The sequence below is a fragment of the Limnohabitans sp. genome (assembly GCF_040401495.1).
Lineage (GTDB): Bacteria > Pseudomonadota > Gammaproteobacteria > Burkholderiales > Burkholderiaceae_C > Limnohabitans.
Genome location: NZ_JBBAOI010000001.1, coordinates 276,468 through 291,054 on the forward strand (window position 1 = coordinate 276,468; position 14,587 = coordinate 291,054).

Annotated in this window: 18 protein-coding genes; 3 read left to right on the forward strand and 15 right to left on the reverse strand. The window is 55.1% G+C overall.

Annotated elements, in window-relative coordinates; genetic code table 11:
- Positions 1-3 precede the first annotated feature (3 nt).
- The 14 genes from pufL to xseB form a co-directional block, all read right to left on the reverse strand.
- Complete coding sequence (pufL, locus tag AC9UEO_RS01405; RefSeq protein WP_509528900.1) at positions 4-837, reverse strand: photosynthetic reaction center subunit L; 834 nt, start codon at positions 835-837, stop codon at positions 4-6.
- Between the two features lie 102 nt (positions 838-939).
- Positions 940-1,140, reverse strand: coding sequence for a light-harvesting antenna LH1, alpha subunit (gene pufA, locus AC9UEO_RS01410; protein WP_509528902.1), 201 nt, complete (start codon positions 1,138-1,140; stop codon positions 940-942).
- A gap of 10 nt (positions 1,141-1,150) precedes the next feature.
- A complete protein-coding gene (locus AC9UEO_RS01415; RefSeq protein WP_509528905.1) occupies positions 1,151-1,378 on the reverse strand; it encodes a hypothetical protein in 228 nt (75 codons plus the stop codon).
- 33 nt (positions 1,379-1,411) lie between these two features.
- On the reverse strand, positions 1,412-1,561 hold the full coding sequence (pufB, locus tag AC9UEO_RS01420) for a light-harvesting antenna LH1, beta subunit (protein WP_509528907.1): 150 nt from the start codon (positions 1,559-1,561) through the stop codon (positions 1,412-1,414).
- 11 nt (positions 1,562-1,572) lie between these two features.
- The gene (locus tag AC9UEO_RS01425) at positions 1,573-1,704 is read right to left on the reverse strand and encodes a hypothetical protein (RefSeq protein ID WP_509528910.1); all 132 of its coding nucleotides are present in this window, start codon (positions 1,702-1,704) and stop codon (positions 1,573-1,575) included.
- Positions 1,701-3,173: a chlorophyllide a reductase subunit Z gene (gene bchZ / locus AC9UEO_RS01430; protein WP_509528913.1), complete on the reverse strand. Its 1,473-nt coding sequence runs from the start codon at positions 3,171-3,173 to the stop codon at positions 1,701-1,703. Before bchZ ends, AC9UEO_RS01425 begins: the two co-directional genes overlap by 4 nt.
- Entirely contained in the window at positions 3,173-4,702 is a 1,530-nt protein-coding gene (gene bchY / locus AC9UEO_RS01435; RefSeq protein ID WP_509528916.1) for a chlorophyllide a reductase subunit Y, read from the reverse strand. Before bchY ends, bchZ begins: the two co-directional genes overlap by 1 nt.
- A 5-nt stretch (positions 4,703-4,707) precedes the next feature.
- Positions 4,708-5,709, reverse strand: coding sequence for a chlorophyllide a reductase iron protein subunit X (locus tag AC9UEO_RS01440; protein ID WP_509528919.1), 1,002 nt, complete (start codon positions 5,707-5,709; stop codon positions 4,708-4,710).
- Positions 5,709-6,656, reverse strand: coding sequence for a chlorophyll synthesis pathway protein BchC (bchC, locus tag AC9UEO_RS01445; protein WP_509528922.1), 948 nt, complete (start codon positions 6,654-6,656; stop codon positions 5,709-5,711). The genes AC9UEO_RS01440 and bchC overlap by 1 nt, the downstream gene beginning before the upstream one ends.
- Positions 6,657-6,731: 75 nt before the next feature.
- Positions 6,732-7,907 (reverse strand): methyltransferase, encoded by a 1,176-nt coding sequence (locus AC9UEO_RS01450; RefSeq protein ID WP_509528925.1) that lies wholly within the window; start codon positions 7,905-7,907, stop codon positions 6,732-6,734.
- 2 nt (positions 7,908-7,909) lie between these two features.
- Complete coding sequence (locus AC9UEO_RS01455) at positions 7,910-8,815, reverse strand: polyprenyl synthetase family protein (protein WP_509528927.1); 906 nt, start codon at positions 8,813-8,815, stop codon at positions 7,910-7,912.
- 135 nt (positions 8,816-8,950) lie between these two features.
- Positions 8,951-9,562 (reverse strand): NnrU family protein, encoded by a 612-nt coding sequence (locus AC9UEO_RS01460; RefSeq protein ID WP_509528929.1) that lies wholly within the window; start codon positions 9,560-9,562, stop codon positions 8,951-8,953.
- Positions 9,563-9,584: 22 nt separating this feature from the next.
- Positions 9,585-10,493: a polyprenyl synthetase family protein gene (locus AC9UEO_RS01465; protein WP_509528931.1), complete on the reverse strand. Its 909-nt coding sequence runs from the start codon at positions 10,491-10,493 to the stop codon at positions 9,585-9,587.
- A complete protein-coding gene (gene xseB / locus AC9UEO_RS01470) occupies positions 10,490-10,747 on the reverse strand; it encodes an exodeoxyribonuclease VII small subunit (RefSeq protein WP_509528934.1) in 258 nt (85 codons plus the stop codon). The genes AC9UEO_RS01465 and xseB overlap by 4 nt, the downstream gene beginning before the upstream one ends.
- 160 nt (positions 10,748-10,907) lie before the next feature.
- On the opposite strand from xseB, the gene AC9UEO_RS01475 reads away from it, so the two are divergent.
- The 3 genes from AC9UEO_RS01475 to AC9UEO_RS01485 are packed head-to-tail and all read left to right on the forward strand — an operon-like array spanning position 10,908 to position 13,775.
- A complete protein-coding gene (locus AC9UEO_RS01475; RefSeq protein WP_509528937.1) occupies positions 10,908-12,032 on the forward strand; it encodes an aromatic ring-hydroxylating oxygenase subunit alpha in 1,125 nt (374 codons plus the stop codon).
- A complete protein-coding gene (locus tag AC9UEO_RS01480) occupies positions 12,033-12,929 on the forward strand; it encodes a DMT family transporter (protein WP_509528940.1) in 897 nt (298 codons plus the stop codon).
- A 3-nt stretch (positions 12,930-12,932) separates the two neighbouring features.
- The gene (locus AC9UEO_RS01485; protein WP_509528942.1) at positions 12,933-13,775 is read left to right on the forward strand and encodes a sulfurtransferase; all 843 of its coding nucleotides are present in this window, start codon (positions 12,933-12,935) and stop codon (positions 13,773-13,775) included.
- Positions 13,776-13,780: 5 nt separating this feature from the next.
- Here the strand turns inward: AC9UEO_RS01485 and AC9UEO_RS01490 are convergent, their stop codons facing one another.
- Positions 13,781-14,584: a ZIP family metal transporter gene (locus AC9UEO_RS01490; RefSeq protein ID WP_509528944.1), complete on the reverse strand. Its 804-nt coding sequence runs from the start codon at positions 14,582-14,584 to the stop codon at positions 13,781-13,783.
- Positions 14,585-14,587: the final 3 nt, after the last annotated feature.

A 14,587-nucleotide genomic window follows, 5' to 3' on the forward strand; every position in this document is an offset into this window, starting at 1 on the left:
CCATTAAGGCCACTGAGACCAAATCGGCAGGTTTAACCACCAGCCCCACCATTCAGGCCACCCGCGACTCCAGAAGGGTCCGCTGATAACAATACAAAGCGCACTGAACAACACCGCAGCCAAGGCCAAAAATACCCCTAAACGATGGATACCCAAGGTGCCAATGGAATAACCAATGATGTCGCGGAAAAACGTGTCTTCATGCTCAGGCGTCTTGACCACTTGGCCTGCACCTGGGTTGGTGGCAGACAAAATCAAAGCACCATGCAAGGACAAAGCCAAGGTCGTCGCAAAGAAAAAACTCACCGCCAACATGTGTGCGGGGTTGTAGTGAAAGTGCAGGTATTGATAGCCGACGTTGGACACCCAATCGAGGTGGCTGTAAATACCGTAAGGAAAACCGTGACCCCAGCCACCCATCAAAACAGGTCGCACTACATTCAGGGTGAAGTAAGCCAAAATCGCCACGCCAAACATAAAGGGAACATGAAAGCCCATGCCCAATTTGCGGCAAATTTCAACTTCGCGCAACAGCCATGAAACGAAAGCACCTAGGGCGCAAACGGTGATGATTTGCCACAAGCCCCCCTCTTGCAAAGGCGCAAAACGCAAACCGTAAGACAGATCGGGGGGGGCAATACTGATTTGCCATAAATTCCAAGTGGGGCCAAGCGCTGCGCCCCACAAAATCATGGCCGTACCAAGAAATGAGAAGAAGATGGTCGTGATGCCGAAGAAACCGACATAAAACGGACCTATCCAAAAATCGAACAAGTCACCTGCAAGCAGCGTTCCGCCGCGCACTCGGTATTTTTTTTCAAAGCTGAGCATGGCCATGTTTAAGCCCTCCTGCCGCAAGTGATGGATGAAAAGAAAAAATTAAATTGCAGATGCTGAAAGTCTTTTCGGACTTGGCAGCACCTGCGGTACTGCCAAATTTCAGGACTTTGCTGCAGGAACTGCGGCGGGCATAGGCGAATTTTGTGCCGATGCTGCTGCGGGTTTCTTTGCGCCGTCGAGCCAGTTGAATTTGTTGGTGCTGAGCAAAATGAGGTGAATCATCGCTGCCAAACCAAACAGAAAAATACCTTGGACGACCATTGCACGCAATGGGTCGTAAAGTCTCCAAACTCTCCACATAATGGTTCTCCTAAATGATGTGGGACATGAACGTATAAACCGATGCCTTCACACCCCCAAAGACATTGGTCATGTTCTCCGCGCCAGGCAGCCAACTCTTCCATTGCAGTCCGACCAGTTGGCCAAAAACCGCAAAAGATAAAAGCACAACAAAACAAGGCACAAAGATCAGAACAAACGCAATCTTGTCGTCCAAGCCGTGAGGCTTATGGCTGACATGAGAAGTATGAGAAATCATGGTTTAACTCCGTTCGGTGAAAAAAAATCTACCTCAGACGAACCAGGGCCGCCATGCCCAGACCAGGATGTGAGCCACCACAGCAACAGCTGTGAAGCCAACGGTTCCCTGAATCCAGTAATGGTGGAACTCCTGAGCCTCTTCGTCAGTCAGTCCGGATATGGAATTCGGATGGTTTGACATGCGATGCTCCTTCAACAAAATGGCCGCAAGGCCAACGCTGCGCCCAACCTGCGCAACCTAGGCAGCCGCAGCAGATGCCACGACATGGGGTAGGGTTCCAGCGCAAAAGCGCCTGAACCGTGTGGGGTAGAAAACTGTGTCATGCGGGCTCTCCCAAGCCCAGCTCGGCACCGGCTTGCTGCACATGGGTCAAGGTGACCAGTTCTTCACCTTTGTCACGCGCCTTGCCCTCGGCCAAATCGCGCAGGCGCTTGGCGGCAGAAATTTGCACCAGCACGGGTTGGCCAGCCACTAAAGCATGCAATTGGGTCTGCGCCGCATCGTCCCAAGGTGTGTTGTTTTGAGCGCCGGTAATGCCACGGGCCAAAGTGGCGTCGACCTTGTCCATATCGGTTCCCAAGGGCAGGATGTGGAACAAAGCATCAAACAGACAGTTGCAACACTCTTGGATCAAATAGGTGGCACCGCTGTAACCCATGAACGGGGTACCCGTGTGCCGGCGAATGATGGCGCCGGGGAAAGAGGCTGGAATGAAAGACGCTTTCATGGGGCCACTGCTACCCGCCTCCGCCAAGTACATGCGCTCGTTGTAACTGCCAAACAAAATGAGCGGCATTTGTTTGTGAACAAGTTCGCGCACCGCAGCGTTGTCGGTTTTTTGACCTGGGAGCCGAGACACTGCAAATTTGCAGGGCATGCCCATTTCAGTTTCCAAAAAATTGCGAATGCCGCGTGCGTAGGTGTCGGTGGCCACCACTGCAAAACTGGCTGTTGCGAAAAAATCTTGGGTGACCGAGCGCCACAAGTCCCACACTGGCTTGATGGTGGTGTGGCGTTCACGCTGTATGAACGGCTCGGGGTCGAGACCCAGCAATTCACCCAACTTGCGCAAAAACTTGGTGGTGCTGTGCAAGCCTATGGGGGCTTGTAAATAAGGACGGTCCAGCGCCTCGCACAACATGCGACCAAATTCGCGGTACATGCAAATATTGACGTCGGCTTCCACCAACTGCGATACCTCGGCCAAATGGCTGCCCAATGGAAACACCATGTTGATGTCAGCGCCAATACCTTGCACCAAGCGGCGAATTTCCGCTAAGTCGCTGGGGCTGTTGAACGTGCCGTAGCAAGGCCCAATGATGTTCACCCGAGGTTTTTCACCCTCTTTGCGAACCCGTTTGGGCACTTTTTTCATGCCGTATTCGGTCCACAACCAGTACATGGCACGGTTGGCGCATTGCCACTGGTCCTCATCAATGGTGCGCGGCAAAAAGCGCATCAGGTTGGTGCCTTCAGGTGTAACACCGCCGCCAATCATTTCGGCAATAGAACCGGTGACGACCACTGCAGGCAAGTCGGGGTCAAGCACTTGGTGGGCGCGTTTCATGGCGCCTTCGGTGCCTTCGCGGCCCAACTGCTCTTCAGCCAAGCCTGTCACCACAATGGGTAACTCGTGCGGGGGCAAAGCGTCTGTGTAATGCAGCACCGATGTGACGGGCAGGTTTTCGCAGCCTACAGGCCCGTCGATGACAACTTGCAAACCCTTGATGGCGGTGAAGACATACACCGCACCCCAATAGCCGCCAGCACGATCATGGTCGAGTACAAACATCAGCCCATCTCCTCGGCTTTGCGTTTTTTCTGCTTTTTCTCGAACTGTCGGCGCACTTCTTTTTTGAAATCGGGATGCATGACAGGCACGTCTTCCCAGACGCCTGCTTCATCGCCTTGACCCACCGTTCCAAAAAAGGCTTTCATCTCATTAAAACGGGCTTGGTTGCCAATGGCTGCATTGACCACTTGGATGAGAGAACCAGCGCCGGCCACACCCATCAAAGGGCGTGCAGAAATGAGGTTGGTGAAGTACAAAGAGGGGATGCACAGCTCTTTGGCGGCTTGCACCACGGGTGTGGTGCCAATGGCCAACTGGGGTTTGAACTCGTGCATGGCGGCCAAATCTTGCTCGAGCGAGGCACGGAACTGCACATGCACGCCTTTGGCTTTCAACCAGTCGGCATCGTGTTGGTTCCAAGGCGTGGCAGGACAGGCACTGCCGACATAGCGCAGGTCGGCGCCGCACTCAATCAGCAATCGTGCCACCAACAACTCGGAGCCTTCATAGCCACTGAGGGTGATGCGGCCATTGATTTTTTGCGAGGCCAAAACCCCGCGCATGGCACCCAAGGTTTGGTTGCGGGCTGCGTCTATCTTGTCTTGGCTTACCCCGCAAGCCGAGCCTATAGAACCCAACCAATCATGGGTTCCCTCGATGCCCACGGGGGCAGAACCCACGATGGGGCGGCCTGCCGATTGAAATTCACGAATGCTTGCGGTGTAGAAAGGATGGATAGCTGCCACGGCTTTGCAGTCCAGTGCCGCATACAGCTCGCGCCATTCGCGGGTGGGTGCGACAGTGCCGACCGCCAAATCCATGGGCGCAATCATTTGCGCAATGATCATGGGGTCGGCGGGGAACATCTCACCCAGCAAGGTGATGGTGGGCTTGGCGCTTCTACCTTGACGCGGTGCGGCAACTGGGCCAGCCATGGCTTCTTGGCGGGCATAGTGCAACATGGCACCGGCCAGCACGTCCTTGGCCTCGGCATGGGTGGGAACACCAAACCCTGGCACATCGATACCAATGATGCGAACACCATTGATTTCTTTGGGCAACAACTGAAGCGGCACACCGCTGGCGGTGGGCACACACAGGTTAATGATGACGATGCAGTCAAGCTTCTCGGGGTCTGCCTGGGCATAAACCGCTTCGCGGATATCCTCGAACAACTTACCTGTGACCAAGGTTTCCGAGTTGAATGGCACGTAACCCACGGTACGGCGTGCACCATAGAAATGCGAGGTGAATGTGAGGCCATACACGCAACAAGCCGAGCCGCTCAAGATGGTGGCGGTACGGCGCATTCGCAAGCCCACACGCAAGGAACCAAACGCGGGACACATGCTTTGCGGCTGGTCATGTGGGCCTTTGGGGTAGTCGGCTGCGTACTGCGCCAGTACTTCGCTCTTGCCCGCTTTAGCCGCCGCATCCAGCATTTGGTCTTTCCCCGCATGACAGCCCAAACCATCTGCGCTGGCAGCTGCAGCGTTGGGCAAGGGGGTGATGGGAATGATGTCGCTCATGGCATTCACACTTCGTCGTAAACCACTTCGAGGGTGGGGCGGTCGATAACGGTTTTGCCGGTCATATCGACTTCGGTGGCGGGCGTCATGACAAAGTCGCGTCCTGTGACGTCGGCGCTGAACAGGCCGAGCAACTCGTCTTGGGTTTGCGGCTTGGGGCGCACCGGTGGCGCGTCGGCCACGTTTTGTGCCAACTCTGCAAACAAGGGGCCCCAGTTGCTGTCGGGTGTGCCAATGATTTCGTAGCTGGCGCTTTTGCGGCGGATGTCTTCGTTGGCCGGAATGGCGGCCAACACCGGAATGCCTGCATTGGTGGCAAAGGCCTGGGCTTCGCCGGTGCCGTCGTCTTTGTTGATGACCATGCCAGCCACGCCGACATTGCCACCGAGTTTGCGAAAGTACTCGACCGCGCTGCACACGTTGTTGGCCACATACAGCGACTGCAAGTCGTTGGAGGCCACAACGATCACCTTTTGACACATGTCGCGGGCAATCGGCAAACCAAAGCCGCCGCACACCACGTCGCCAAGAAAGTCGAGCAACACAAAGTCAAAACCCCACTCGTGGAAACCGAGTTTTTCAAGGGTTTCAAAACCGTGGATGATGCCGCGCCCACCGCAGCCGCGACCGACTTCGGGACCACCGAGTTCCATGGCATAGACGCCGTCTCGAATGAAACACACGTCACCAATCTTGACCTCTTCACCAGCGAGTTTTTTCTTGGAAGATGTCTCGATGATGGTGGGACAGGCCTTGCCACCAAACAGCAAACTGGTGGTGTCACTCTTAGGGTCGCAACCGATGAGCAACACCTTTTTGCCTTGCTGGGCCATCATGTAACTGAGGTTGGCCAGCGTGAAGCTTTTGCCAATGCCGCCTTTGCCGTAAATGGCGATGATTTGGGTTTCTTTGGTGACCTCACCGGTGTGAACCGCGTCAGGTTCAACAAACGCCTCTTGGCGTAAGCGATCGACGAATTGAACAGGTTTTTCGTTGGCAGTACTCATCAATTTCTCCAGTCCATGACCATCTTCAAACAGTGGGGGTCGCCAAAGGCAACTTCATACGCTTCAAGAGCTTTTTCAGGCGTTTGGCTATGGGTCAGCAAACCCTCCAAGGACAAGCGTCCGTTGTGAATGAGTTCGGTGACGGCTAATAAGTCGGGTTTCTTCCACTCGGTGGCGACACGAATTTGTGCTTCCCGTATGAATGCCGGTGTGTAGGCAAAAGACAAATCTTGCGTGTAAAAACCAGCCAGCACCACCTCGCCACCGTGAGCCAAACGGGAAATCAAGCCATTGAGCAAAGTGCTGTCGCCACTCACGTCGTAAATGGCTTGGTAATCTTTGCGTGTGTCTTCATCGGGGTGGATGACTTTGTAACCTTGGCCGCCCGCTTGTCTGACGGCATTGGTCTCCCAGACGGTAGGTGCTGGCAAGCCTGCAGCCACCACCAAACGCGCCAGCAAACGCCCCATGATGCCGTGACCCACGATCAGGTCGGGCGCAATGATGGGGTCACGTTTGCCGCCAATGGAGACCGCATGGTAGGAGGTGGCAGCCAAGGCCAACAAAATTGCATTGGCACCCAAGCTTTCGTCAACGGGAATAACTCTGCTGTGTGGCACCACCATGGTGGCACCTGCGCCACCAAACAGATTTTGTGCGCCTGTGAAGGTGTAAGAGCCCGGCACAAACACCCACTGACCCTCTTTCACAGGAGACGATGGGGGCGCATGTTTGACCACGCCGACCGTTTCGTAACCAGGGACCAAGGGATAAGACAAACCTGGGAAAGCTGGCATGGTGCCGGTCCAAAGCAAGCGCTCGGTACCCGTGCTGATGCCGCTGTAGGCGACATCCACCACGAGGTCATCTGCACCCGGTTCGCGCAAGTCAAGTTGCTTGACCGACAACTGTCGGGGAGCGTCAAAAACGATGGCTTGGGCTTTCATAGTTTGTATTTTTAGGTTGACAATGATTTGTGTCAACTTATATTGACGTTTTTAGTGCCCACCTAGGGAAAACACTTAATTTTTCTGCGCCAGCAGCAAGCGGGTGTGCAAAGGCATGGGGTTGGAAATATCCACCACAGACAAGAAACCAGCCTCTTTCAGCAGAGATTTAAGCTCAGCCGGGGAGCGCAAACGGCCACTGCCCATGGCCAGCAAGTAAAAGTGGAAATAAGCATCTCCCACGGAATGTGCGCCCGTGGCCTCGGCCATGGGTTCGGCCAATAACAGCATGCCCCCCGCAGGAAGGGCTTGGTAAATGGACTTGAGTAGAGCCTTGACGGTAGCGTCGGGATGGTCATGCGCCACACGCACCAAGGTCACCAAATCTGCGCCCTTGGGCAAGGCGTCGCTGATGAAACTGCCACCATGCGCAGTGGCTCTAGCGCCCAAGCCGTTGGCCTCAAAGCGTGCCTGCGCTAGCGCGGCTACGGGCGGCAAATCAAACAACATGAGCTGCAGTTGGGCGTTGTGTTGACCCAAGGCCGAGACCCAACCCCCTTTACCGCCACCCACATCCATGACACAACGGTGTTGCGAAAAATCGTAAGAAGCCAAAAGCTCCTCGATCACAAAACGCTGCGAGGTCGCCATCAGCTCCGAATAACGTGCGACTTTTTCAGCTTCCCACGAAGGTGGTTTGTCGCCATTCATGTAAGGCCAATAAGCTTGCATGTGCGGCTGAATTTCATCGCGCAACAAAGCCACTGTGTCTCGCATGTCCTCGTATAAAACAGCGTTGTGCTCGATCATTAAACGCAATCCCACGTCGGCTGCGACGGGTGCGCCTAATGCGCCTAAGCCATAGAGGTCAGCCCCGCGCATCTCCAATAAGCGCAAAGAAATTGCAGAGTGCAACAGACGTTGCAAGGCTGCTGGACCCATCTTGCATTCTTTGGCCAAGACGAGGAGAGATTTAGGTCCATCCCGCAAGCTCTCGAGCAGGCGCAAGCGCACACATGACAGCAATACCTGCGAGTGCACAAACCCCGCCATCAAATTGAATAACTGTGCTGCACGTCGCCGGGTTACCCATCGGGTGATAGGGTTGCCAATAGCCCAGCGGTAAAAGCCAGGCGAAGTCATCCAACCATCTACCCACCTGTCAAACTGGCTGCGCCAACCCGAACGAGCCTGCCCAGTCGCAAAGCTGCCCTTGGCGAGGTCTAGGCTTTTCATACTTTTGGAAGACAAGATCAAGCGTTGGCTTTGTGCTGAGTGACCGCGACATGTCTTTGAATTTGCTCATAAGACGACTGCGGCACCAAGCGCTCGGACTCCATGCGCACCAACTGCTGCATGGCTTGACGATGTGCACATGCAGGCACAGCGTCCACCGCGGCATCCATCAATTTATGGAAATAGGCCAAAGCGCCAGCCAAACCTAAATCGGCTGCGGCACTGGGTCGACCATGCTGCGCGTCTTGGCCAACAGGCTTACCCAAACTCTCGGCTTGACCCATGACATCACGGATGTCATCAGCCACTTGATAGGCTTCACCCAGCGCTTCCCCCAAAGAACGCCAAGGTGCTGTCTCCACGCCTGCAGCTTGTGCGCCAGCGCAAGTGGCAGCGACAAACAAAGCACCTGTTTTGGCGCGCTGGTATTGGCTGAGCGCCACCTTGGTTTCGCACTCCCAAGCTTGTCCTGCGACGATGCCGTCTGGGGCTCCAACGCCATCGCTGATGGTGGAAATCAGGTCGGCCAGTCGAGCGGGATGAAGTCTTCCTGCTCGCGCCATCACTTGGTAAGCCATCACGATCAGACCATCGCCTGTTAGCAGGGCCAAAGGCTCGCCATAAAGCTTATGCACTGTGATTTGACCGCGCCTTGTGTCCGCATCATCAAAACACGGCATATCGTCGTGCACCAAGGAAGCGCAGTGCATGAGTTCAATCGCCACGGCAGCGGCGTCTGAGAGCGCTGGTGCATCGTCACCACAGGCTTTGGCAACTGCCAAACACAGCTGCGGGCGAATACGCGCACCCCCTGGAAACACAGCGTGGCGCATGGCCCCCATCAGGCGCGGGGGCGCACTCATGGCTTGAATATGGGAAAAATGCAGTTCTAGCGCGGTTTCAATGCGTTGTTGCATGCTCATGGCAGCCCCTTAAGCTGGCGTGGCAACCATCGCATCGACCCATCGAGACAATGTCCACAGTGTCAATTTAACATGACACTATGAATTGTCAATCTGGATTTATATGTGCCTAGGGTTTCCCAGGGGGTCTATGACTCACATCCCCAAAGGACTGACGCCAAACAACCACGCATGGCCTCGGGACAACAAAATTGCCCAAACCACCACGCCTATGCCAACTGCCCGCCAAGTGGCAGCGGAGGAAACCTCTGGCTCAAGCGCCCCACTTCCTTCGCCAACAGTCGCAGTTGCAGCCGCCAAGCGGTCACGCTTGCGGGCGGCTCGAAAGTTAAGCACCGACCAAAGCAAAAAAGCGCCAAACAACACCACATCAGCCAAACGCGGGTTAGCCAGCAAATGTGCCAAAGCCCATACCTTGACCGATAACACCATGGGATGGTGCAACTTGGCCTTGACAGCATTGCGTGGTGCATGTGCACAGGCCAACAACACCAAAGACAGCAACATCAATACGGCCGCACCATGCTTGGCCCATATGGGGGGTGACCAAAGCACAGGACTGTCCCAACGCCCCTGATCAAAACCATACATCATCAAGCCAAAGCCGACCAAGGACACCAAGGTGTAAACCCCTTTGTAAGCTTTTTCGCCCAAGCGCTCTAAGGTGGCTTGACGCCAGTTTTCAGCAAAGATGCGGGTGGAATGCGCCCCTAAGAACAGTAACAATCCGAGTATCAGCAAAGCCATGCTTGACCCCTTTCATCCATGGTCAATGTTGGCGGTGCAAGACCCAATCAGCCAAGGCCCGCAAAGCTTGTGTGTTGGGTAAAGCGCTTTTGATCAAGGCCGCTTGGGCTTGATCGGCCAAAGCTTTGGCTTCTTGCCGAGCACCCGCCAAACCCAGCATCGATACATAGGTGGGTTTGTTGTCGGCTGCATCTTTGCCAGATGTTTTACCCAGCACCGCCGAATCAGCCGTGACGTCCAAGATATCGTCCACCACCTGAAACGCCAGGCCCAAGGCTTGGGCAAAACTTTGCAAGGCTTGGTAAGCACGGGGTGTCGCGTCGCCGCAGACTGCGCCCATTAGCACACTGGTTTCCAATAAAGCACCGGTTTTGCAGCGGTGCATATGACGCAAAGCTTCAGCATCTAAAGCCACACCCACACTCGCCAAATCGATCGCTTGACCACCCGCCATGCCTGCGTGGCCAGCACCGCGTGCAAGCAAGCCGCAAAGCCTGGTCTGAACAGCTTCTGGAATATCGCTGTCGTCCGGTGTCAGGCATTCAAAAGCCAGCGATTGCAAAGCGTCGCCGGCCAACAAAGCCTGCGCCTGTCCAAACTTCACATGCACCGTAGGTTTGCCACGGCGCAGCACATCGTTGTCCATACAAGGCATGTCGTCATGCACCAAACTGTAGGCATGGATCAACTCCACCGCGCACGCTGCACGCATCGCCGCGTCTTCCATCCATGGCACTTGTTGGCCTGCTGCGCTCGCCTCCATGCTCGCCAAAACCAGAAGTGGGCGCAAACGTTTTCCGCCGTCGAGCACTGCGTAACGCATGGCATCCCCCAAGCCTGCAGGTGCATAAGCAGGCACCCCATCTTCCAAGGCCATTTCTATGGCTGCTAAATGGGTCTGGCTCCATTGGTTGTAATTGAAGGCTTTCATTCGCTGCCACTCCATTGTTTCAAGGTACCTGCTTCTAACACTTTGATTTGTTCTTCCACTGCCAGCAGTTGGGCGCGGCAGTGGCTTAACAAAAAAGCACCGCGTTGGTAGGTTTGCAGCAATTGCGCCAAAGGCAATTGCCCCGACTCCATGTGCGCCACCAAGCCCTCCAGTTCCTTCAAACCCGCTTCATAGCTTTCGGGAAGGGCTTGCACAGCAGCATCAGGCAAAGAAGAGGGTTTGGATTTGGTCATGCCACACTGTATTGAATAAGAGTCGATCCATTGTAGATGGGCGATTTAATCTTGAAAATTTGTAAATATTGCTAAAAGTCGAGGCTACAATCCGCTTCCGCCTGGGTACCCCCAGTTTTTTATCCCTCTCCCTGTGGGGAGTCTTTAGGTCAGGTCGCCCATGTCTGATTTAAGTCTTCAACTGCAGCAGGCCTGTGGCCAACTTCCAGTGTCGAGCTATTTCGATGAAGCGCTGTACCAGCGTGAAATCGAACACCTGTTTAAACGTGGCCCGCGTTATGTCGGTCATGCCTTGTCCGTGCCTGAGGTCGGCGACTACCATGCGCTTGCCCACGAAAATGAGGGTCGTGCTTTGGTGCATACCCCGCAAGGCATACAACTCATCTCTAACGTCTGCCGCCACCGTCAAGCGGTGATGCTTAAAGGAAGAGGCAACCTCAACGACCCAACACGCAGCATGGGCGGTAATGTGGTCTGCCCTTTGCACCGCTGGACATATTCAGGACAAGGGCAACTGCTAGGCGCGCCGCATTTTCAGCAAGACCCTTGCCTGAACCTGCAAAACTACCCTCTACAAGAATGGAATGGCTTGCTTTTCGAAGCCAATGGCCGCGATGTGCTGGCCGACTTGGCGGGTATGGGGCCACGCAGCGAACTCGACTTCACTGGCTACGCCCTTGACCATGTCGAAATGCATGTCTGCAACTACAACTGGAAAACCTTCATCGAGGTCTACCTTGAGGACTACCACGTCGGCCCCTTCCACCCAGGGCTTGGCAACTTTGTTACCTGCGATGATTTGCAATGGGAATTGAAGGACGAGTACTCGGTGCAGACTGTGGGTGTTGCCAACCGTTTGGGCAAAGCCGGTAGCCCCATTTACGAGCGCTGGCACAACGCCTTGCTGCACTACAACCAAGGCTCTGTCCCACAGCATGGCGCCATTTGGCTGACCTACTACCCCCACATCATGGTGGAGTGGTACCCCCATGTGCTCACCGTCTCTACCTTGCACCCCATGGGTCCGCGCAAAACCATGAATGTGGTGGAGTTCTTTTACCCTGAGGAAATCGTCGCTTTCGAGCGCGGCTTTGTGCAAGCTCAACGTGCAGCCTACATGGAAACCTGTGTGGAAGACGATGAAATTGCCGAACGCATGGACCAAGGTCGCTTGGCACTGATGCAACGCGGTGAGAATCAAGTGGGTCCCTACCAAAGCCCTATGGAGGACGGGATGCAACATTTCCACGAGTGGTACCGCCGCAGAATGGACACCCCTAACTAAATGCAAGCGCTTTGGATGCTGTTGGCCTCCGCATTTCTGGCCAGCATGGGGGTCTGCGTCAAATTTGCCTCGGCTTATTTTCACGCTTGCGAATTGGTGTTTTACCGCGGCATCATCAGCCTTTTGATGATGGGATTGTTCGCCCGTTTTGCTGGCACCTCACTTTACACACCTGTCCCATTAATGCATTTTTGGCGCAATGTGGTGGGGGTGTTTTCGCTGGGTGCATGGTTTTATGCCTTAGGCAAATTACCCTTGGCTACTGCCATGACACTGAACTACATGAGCAGTGTCTGGATTGCCGCTTTTTTGGTAGGCGGCACCTTGATGGGCACCCTCGCGGGTTCTAGCGTGGACATGCGCCGCCAAGGCCCTTTGGTGTTGGCAGTACTCAGCGGTTTTGTCGGGGTGGTGATGATGCTGCGACCCACCATCGAGCAAGACCAAGTGTTTGCCGGCTTGGTAGGCTTGATGTCGGGTTTTGTTTCTGCGTTCGCTTATATGCATGTGATGGCACTGGGACGGGCTGGTGAACCTGTGGTGCGGGTGGTGTTTTATTTCGCCCTGGGCACCACACTTGCCGGCGGTACTGGCATGGTGTTTCTCGGCGTTTCGCCTTGGAACTGGGACCATGCGGTATGGCTTTTACCCATCGGGGTATTGGCGTCGCTGGGGCAAATGTGCCTGACCCGCGCTTACTCACGTGGCGCAACCTTGGTGGTGGCCAATTTGCAATACGCAGGCATTGTGTTTGCTGCCCTGTACGGAGTGTTTTTGTTTGAGGAACAATTACCCACCATCGGTTGGTTGGGCATGTGGCTAATCATTGCCAGTGGCATCGCCTCCACCGTTCTGCGCACCCGCGCAGTTCCCGATTCACCTGCTGAGGAGCACTGAACCATGTACACCGCCTTGATCTCTGTGCAACAGTTGAAGTCAATTGCAGCCGTTGTCATCGATTGCAGCGCCGACTTGGCCAAGCCCGAAGCAGGTCGACAGCAGTTTGAAGACCAACATATTGCTGGCGCCTTGTTTGCCGACATCAACCTTGATTTATCTACCCACGATCAAACACTGGCTATTAACGGCGGGCGTCACCCGTTGCCCTCGCGTGAACATTTTGCCCAGTGGCTAGGCGCTTGCGGCATCAGCGAACACACTCAAGTGGTGGTCTATGACCGCCAAGGTATGAATTTCTGTGGCCGTTTATGGTGGATGCTCAAATGGTGCGGCCACGAGGCAGTGGCGGTGCTCGATGGCGGTTTGCCCGCATGGGTGGCTGCCAGCGGAGCTTTGGCCGCAGGACCTGCTTTGCCTGTTGCCACCGCGGTATTTGTCTTGCGTGCGCCTTTGGTGGAGCTCAAGCACACCGCCGATGTTGCTGCCCATTTAGGGCGCCCTGATCAGTCCATTGTGGACGCCAGAGCGCCTGCACGCTACAAAGGTGAGAGCGAGCCTTTCGACCCCGTGGCTGGACATATACCAGGTGCATTGAATCGCCCCTTCAACAGCAACTTTAATGCAGATGGCTTGATGAAGTCGCCTGCCGAACTTAAAGCCGAGTTTGAGGCCTTGCTCAATGGTCGCAACCCCAGCAGCGTGGTCCACCACTGCGGCAGTGGCATCAGCGCCATCCCAAACGTGCTGGCCATGGAGGTTGCCGGTTTGGGCAAGACTGCGCTTTACGCCGGCAGCTGGAGCGAGTGGTGCAACACGTCAGGTTTGCCCTGCGCAAAGGGCTAAAAAGCTCAATGCTCGTGCATCCACTGCACCGCAGCGGTCACTATGGCAATGCCTGAAAACAACCAAAGCACTTGCATCGCAGTCGCAGCCGCTGACAGGCGTTTTTGCAACTGAGGTATCAGGTCGGCCAAGGCCACATACACATAGCTGCTGCTGGCGATCACCAGTAAAAACGGCAGCCAAGCTTCGTGACCCTCAATCAGGAAAAAGCCTGCGATGCCGCCCACCACCGTCACGCCACCTGCCAAGCACAATTTCAGTAAAGCATTTCGCCCCTGACCTAAACCACGTTGTAAGACAGCCAAGTCGCCCATATGGTGGGGAATTTCATGTGTCAGCACCGCAACTGACGCCGCCACACCTAAGCTGAAATTGGTCATGAAGGCTGCCGCCACCAACACACCATCACCAAAGGCGTGAACGCTGTCGCCCGTCAACACTGCCCAACTGCCAGTCAATCCCTCTTGAGATGGGTGGTCATGTGAATGGTCATCCACTTGGTCATGGATGCCATGGTGACCCTGTCCATGCTCATGGCCGTGGTGCCATAACTCGGCCTTGTCCAACAGAAAAAAGAAGACCAAGCCCATTAGCAAGGTCAAAAACAAGCTGTGTGGCGCTGAGTCAGACTCGAAAGCTTCTGGCAATAAATGCAAAAAAGCAGTGGCCAACAAGGCGCCCGCGGCAAGACTTAGCAAATGCTGTGTGAAACGGGCCAACAAAGCCCGAGCCAGCAGAGCAGCAAGCAAAACACTGCCTACGCCGGCGAACAAGGTGCCCGCCATGATGGTCCAAAAAGTGATTGCCATGAC

Bases quoted from the DNA above. Each gene is read 5' to 3' on its own strand.
- pufL (WP_509528900.1), bottom strand. From the start codon at position 837: ATGGCCATGCTCAGCTTTGAAAAAAAATACCGAGTGCGCGGCGGAACG.
- pufA (WP_509528902.1), bottom strand. From the start codon at position 1,140: ATGTGGAGAGTTTGGAGACTTTACGACCCATTGCGTGCAATGGTCGTC.
- AC9UEO_RS01415 (WP_509528905.1), bottom strand. From the start codon at position 1,378: ATGATTTCTCATACTTCTCATGTCAGCCATAAGCCTCACGGCTTGGAC.
- pufB (WP_509528907.1), bottom strand. From the start codon at position 1,561: ATGTCAAACCATCCGAATTCCATATCCGGACTGACTGACGAAGAGGCT.
- AC9UEO_RS01425 (WP_509528910.1), bottom strand. From the start codon at position 1,704: ATGACACAGTTTTCTACCCCACACGGTTCAGGCGCTTTTGCGCTGGAA.
- bchZ (WP_509528913.1), bottom strand. From the start codon at position 3,173: ATGTTTGTACTCGACCATGATCGTGCTGGCGGCTATTGGGGTGCGGTG.
- bchY (WP_509528916.1), bottom strand. From the start codon at position 4,702: ATGAGCGACATCATTCCCATCACCCCCTTGCCCAACGCTGCAGCTGCC.
- AC9UEO_RS01440 (WP_509528919.1), bottom strand. From the start codon at position 5,709: ATGAGTACTGCCAACGAAAAACCTGTTCAATTCGTCGATCGCTTACGC.
- bchC (WP_509528922.1), bottom strand. From the start codon at position 6,656: ATGAAAGCCCAAGCCATCGTTTTTGACGCTCCCCGACAGTTGTCGGTC.
- AC9UEO_RS01455 (WP_509528927.1), bottom strand. From the start codon at position 8,815: ATGAGCATGCAACAACGCATTGAAACCGCGCTAGAACTGCATTTTTCC.
- AC9UEO_RS01460 (WP_509528929.1), bottom strand. From the start codon at position 9,562: ATGGCTTTGCTGATACTCGGATTGTTACTGTTCTTAGGGGCGCATTCC.
- AC9UEO_RS01465 (WP_509528931.1), bottom strand. From the start codon at position 10,493: ATGAAAGCCTTCAATTACAACCAATGGAGCCAGACCCATTTAGCAGCC.
- xseB (WP_509528934.1), bottom strand. From the start codon at position 10,747: ATGACCAAATCCAAACCCTCTTCTTTGCCTGATGCTGCTGTGCAAGCC.
- AC9UEO_RS01475 (WP_509528937.1), top strand. From the start codon at position 10,908: ATGTCTGATTTAAGTCTTCAACTGCAGCAGGCCTGTGGCCAACTTCCA.
- AC9UEO_RS01480 (WP_509528940.1), top strand. From the start codon at position 12,033: ATGCAAGCGCTTTGGATGCTGTTGGCCTCCGCATTTCTGGCCAGCATG.
- AC9UEO_RS01485 (WP_509528942.1), top strand. From the start codon at position 12,933: ATGTACACCGCCTTGATCTCTGTGCAACAGTTGAAGTCAATTGCAGCC.
- AC9UEO_RS01490 (WP_509528944.1), bottom strand. From the start codon at position 14,584: ATGGCAATCACTTTTTGGACCATCATGGCGGGCACCTTGTTCGCCGGC.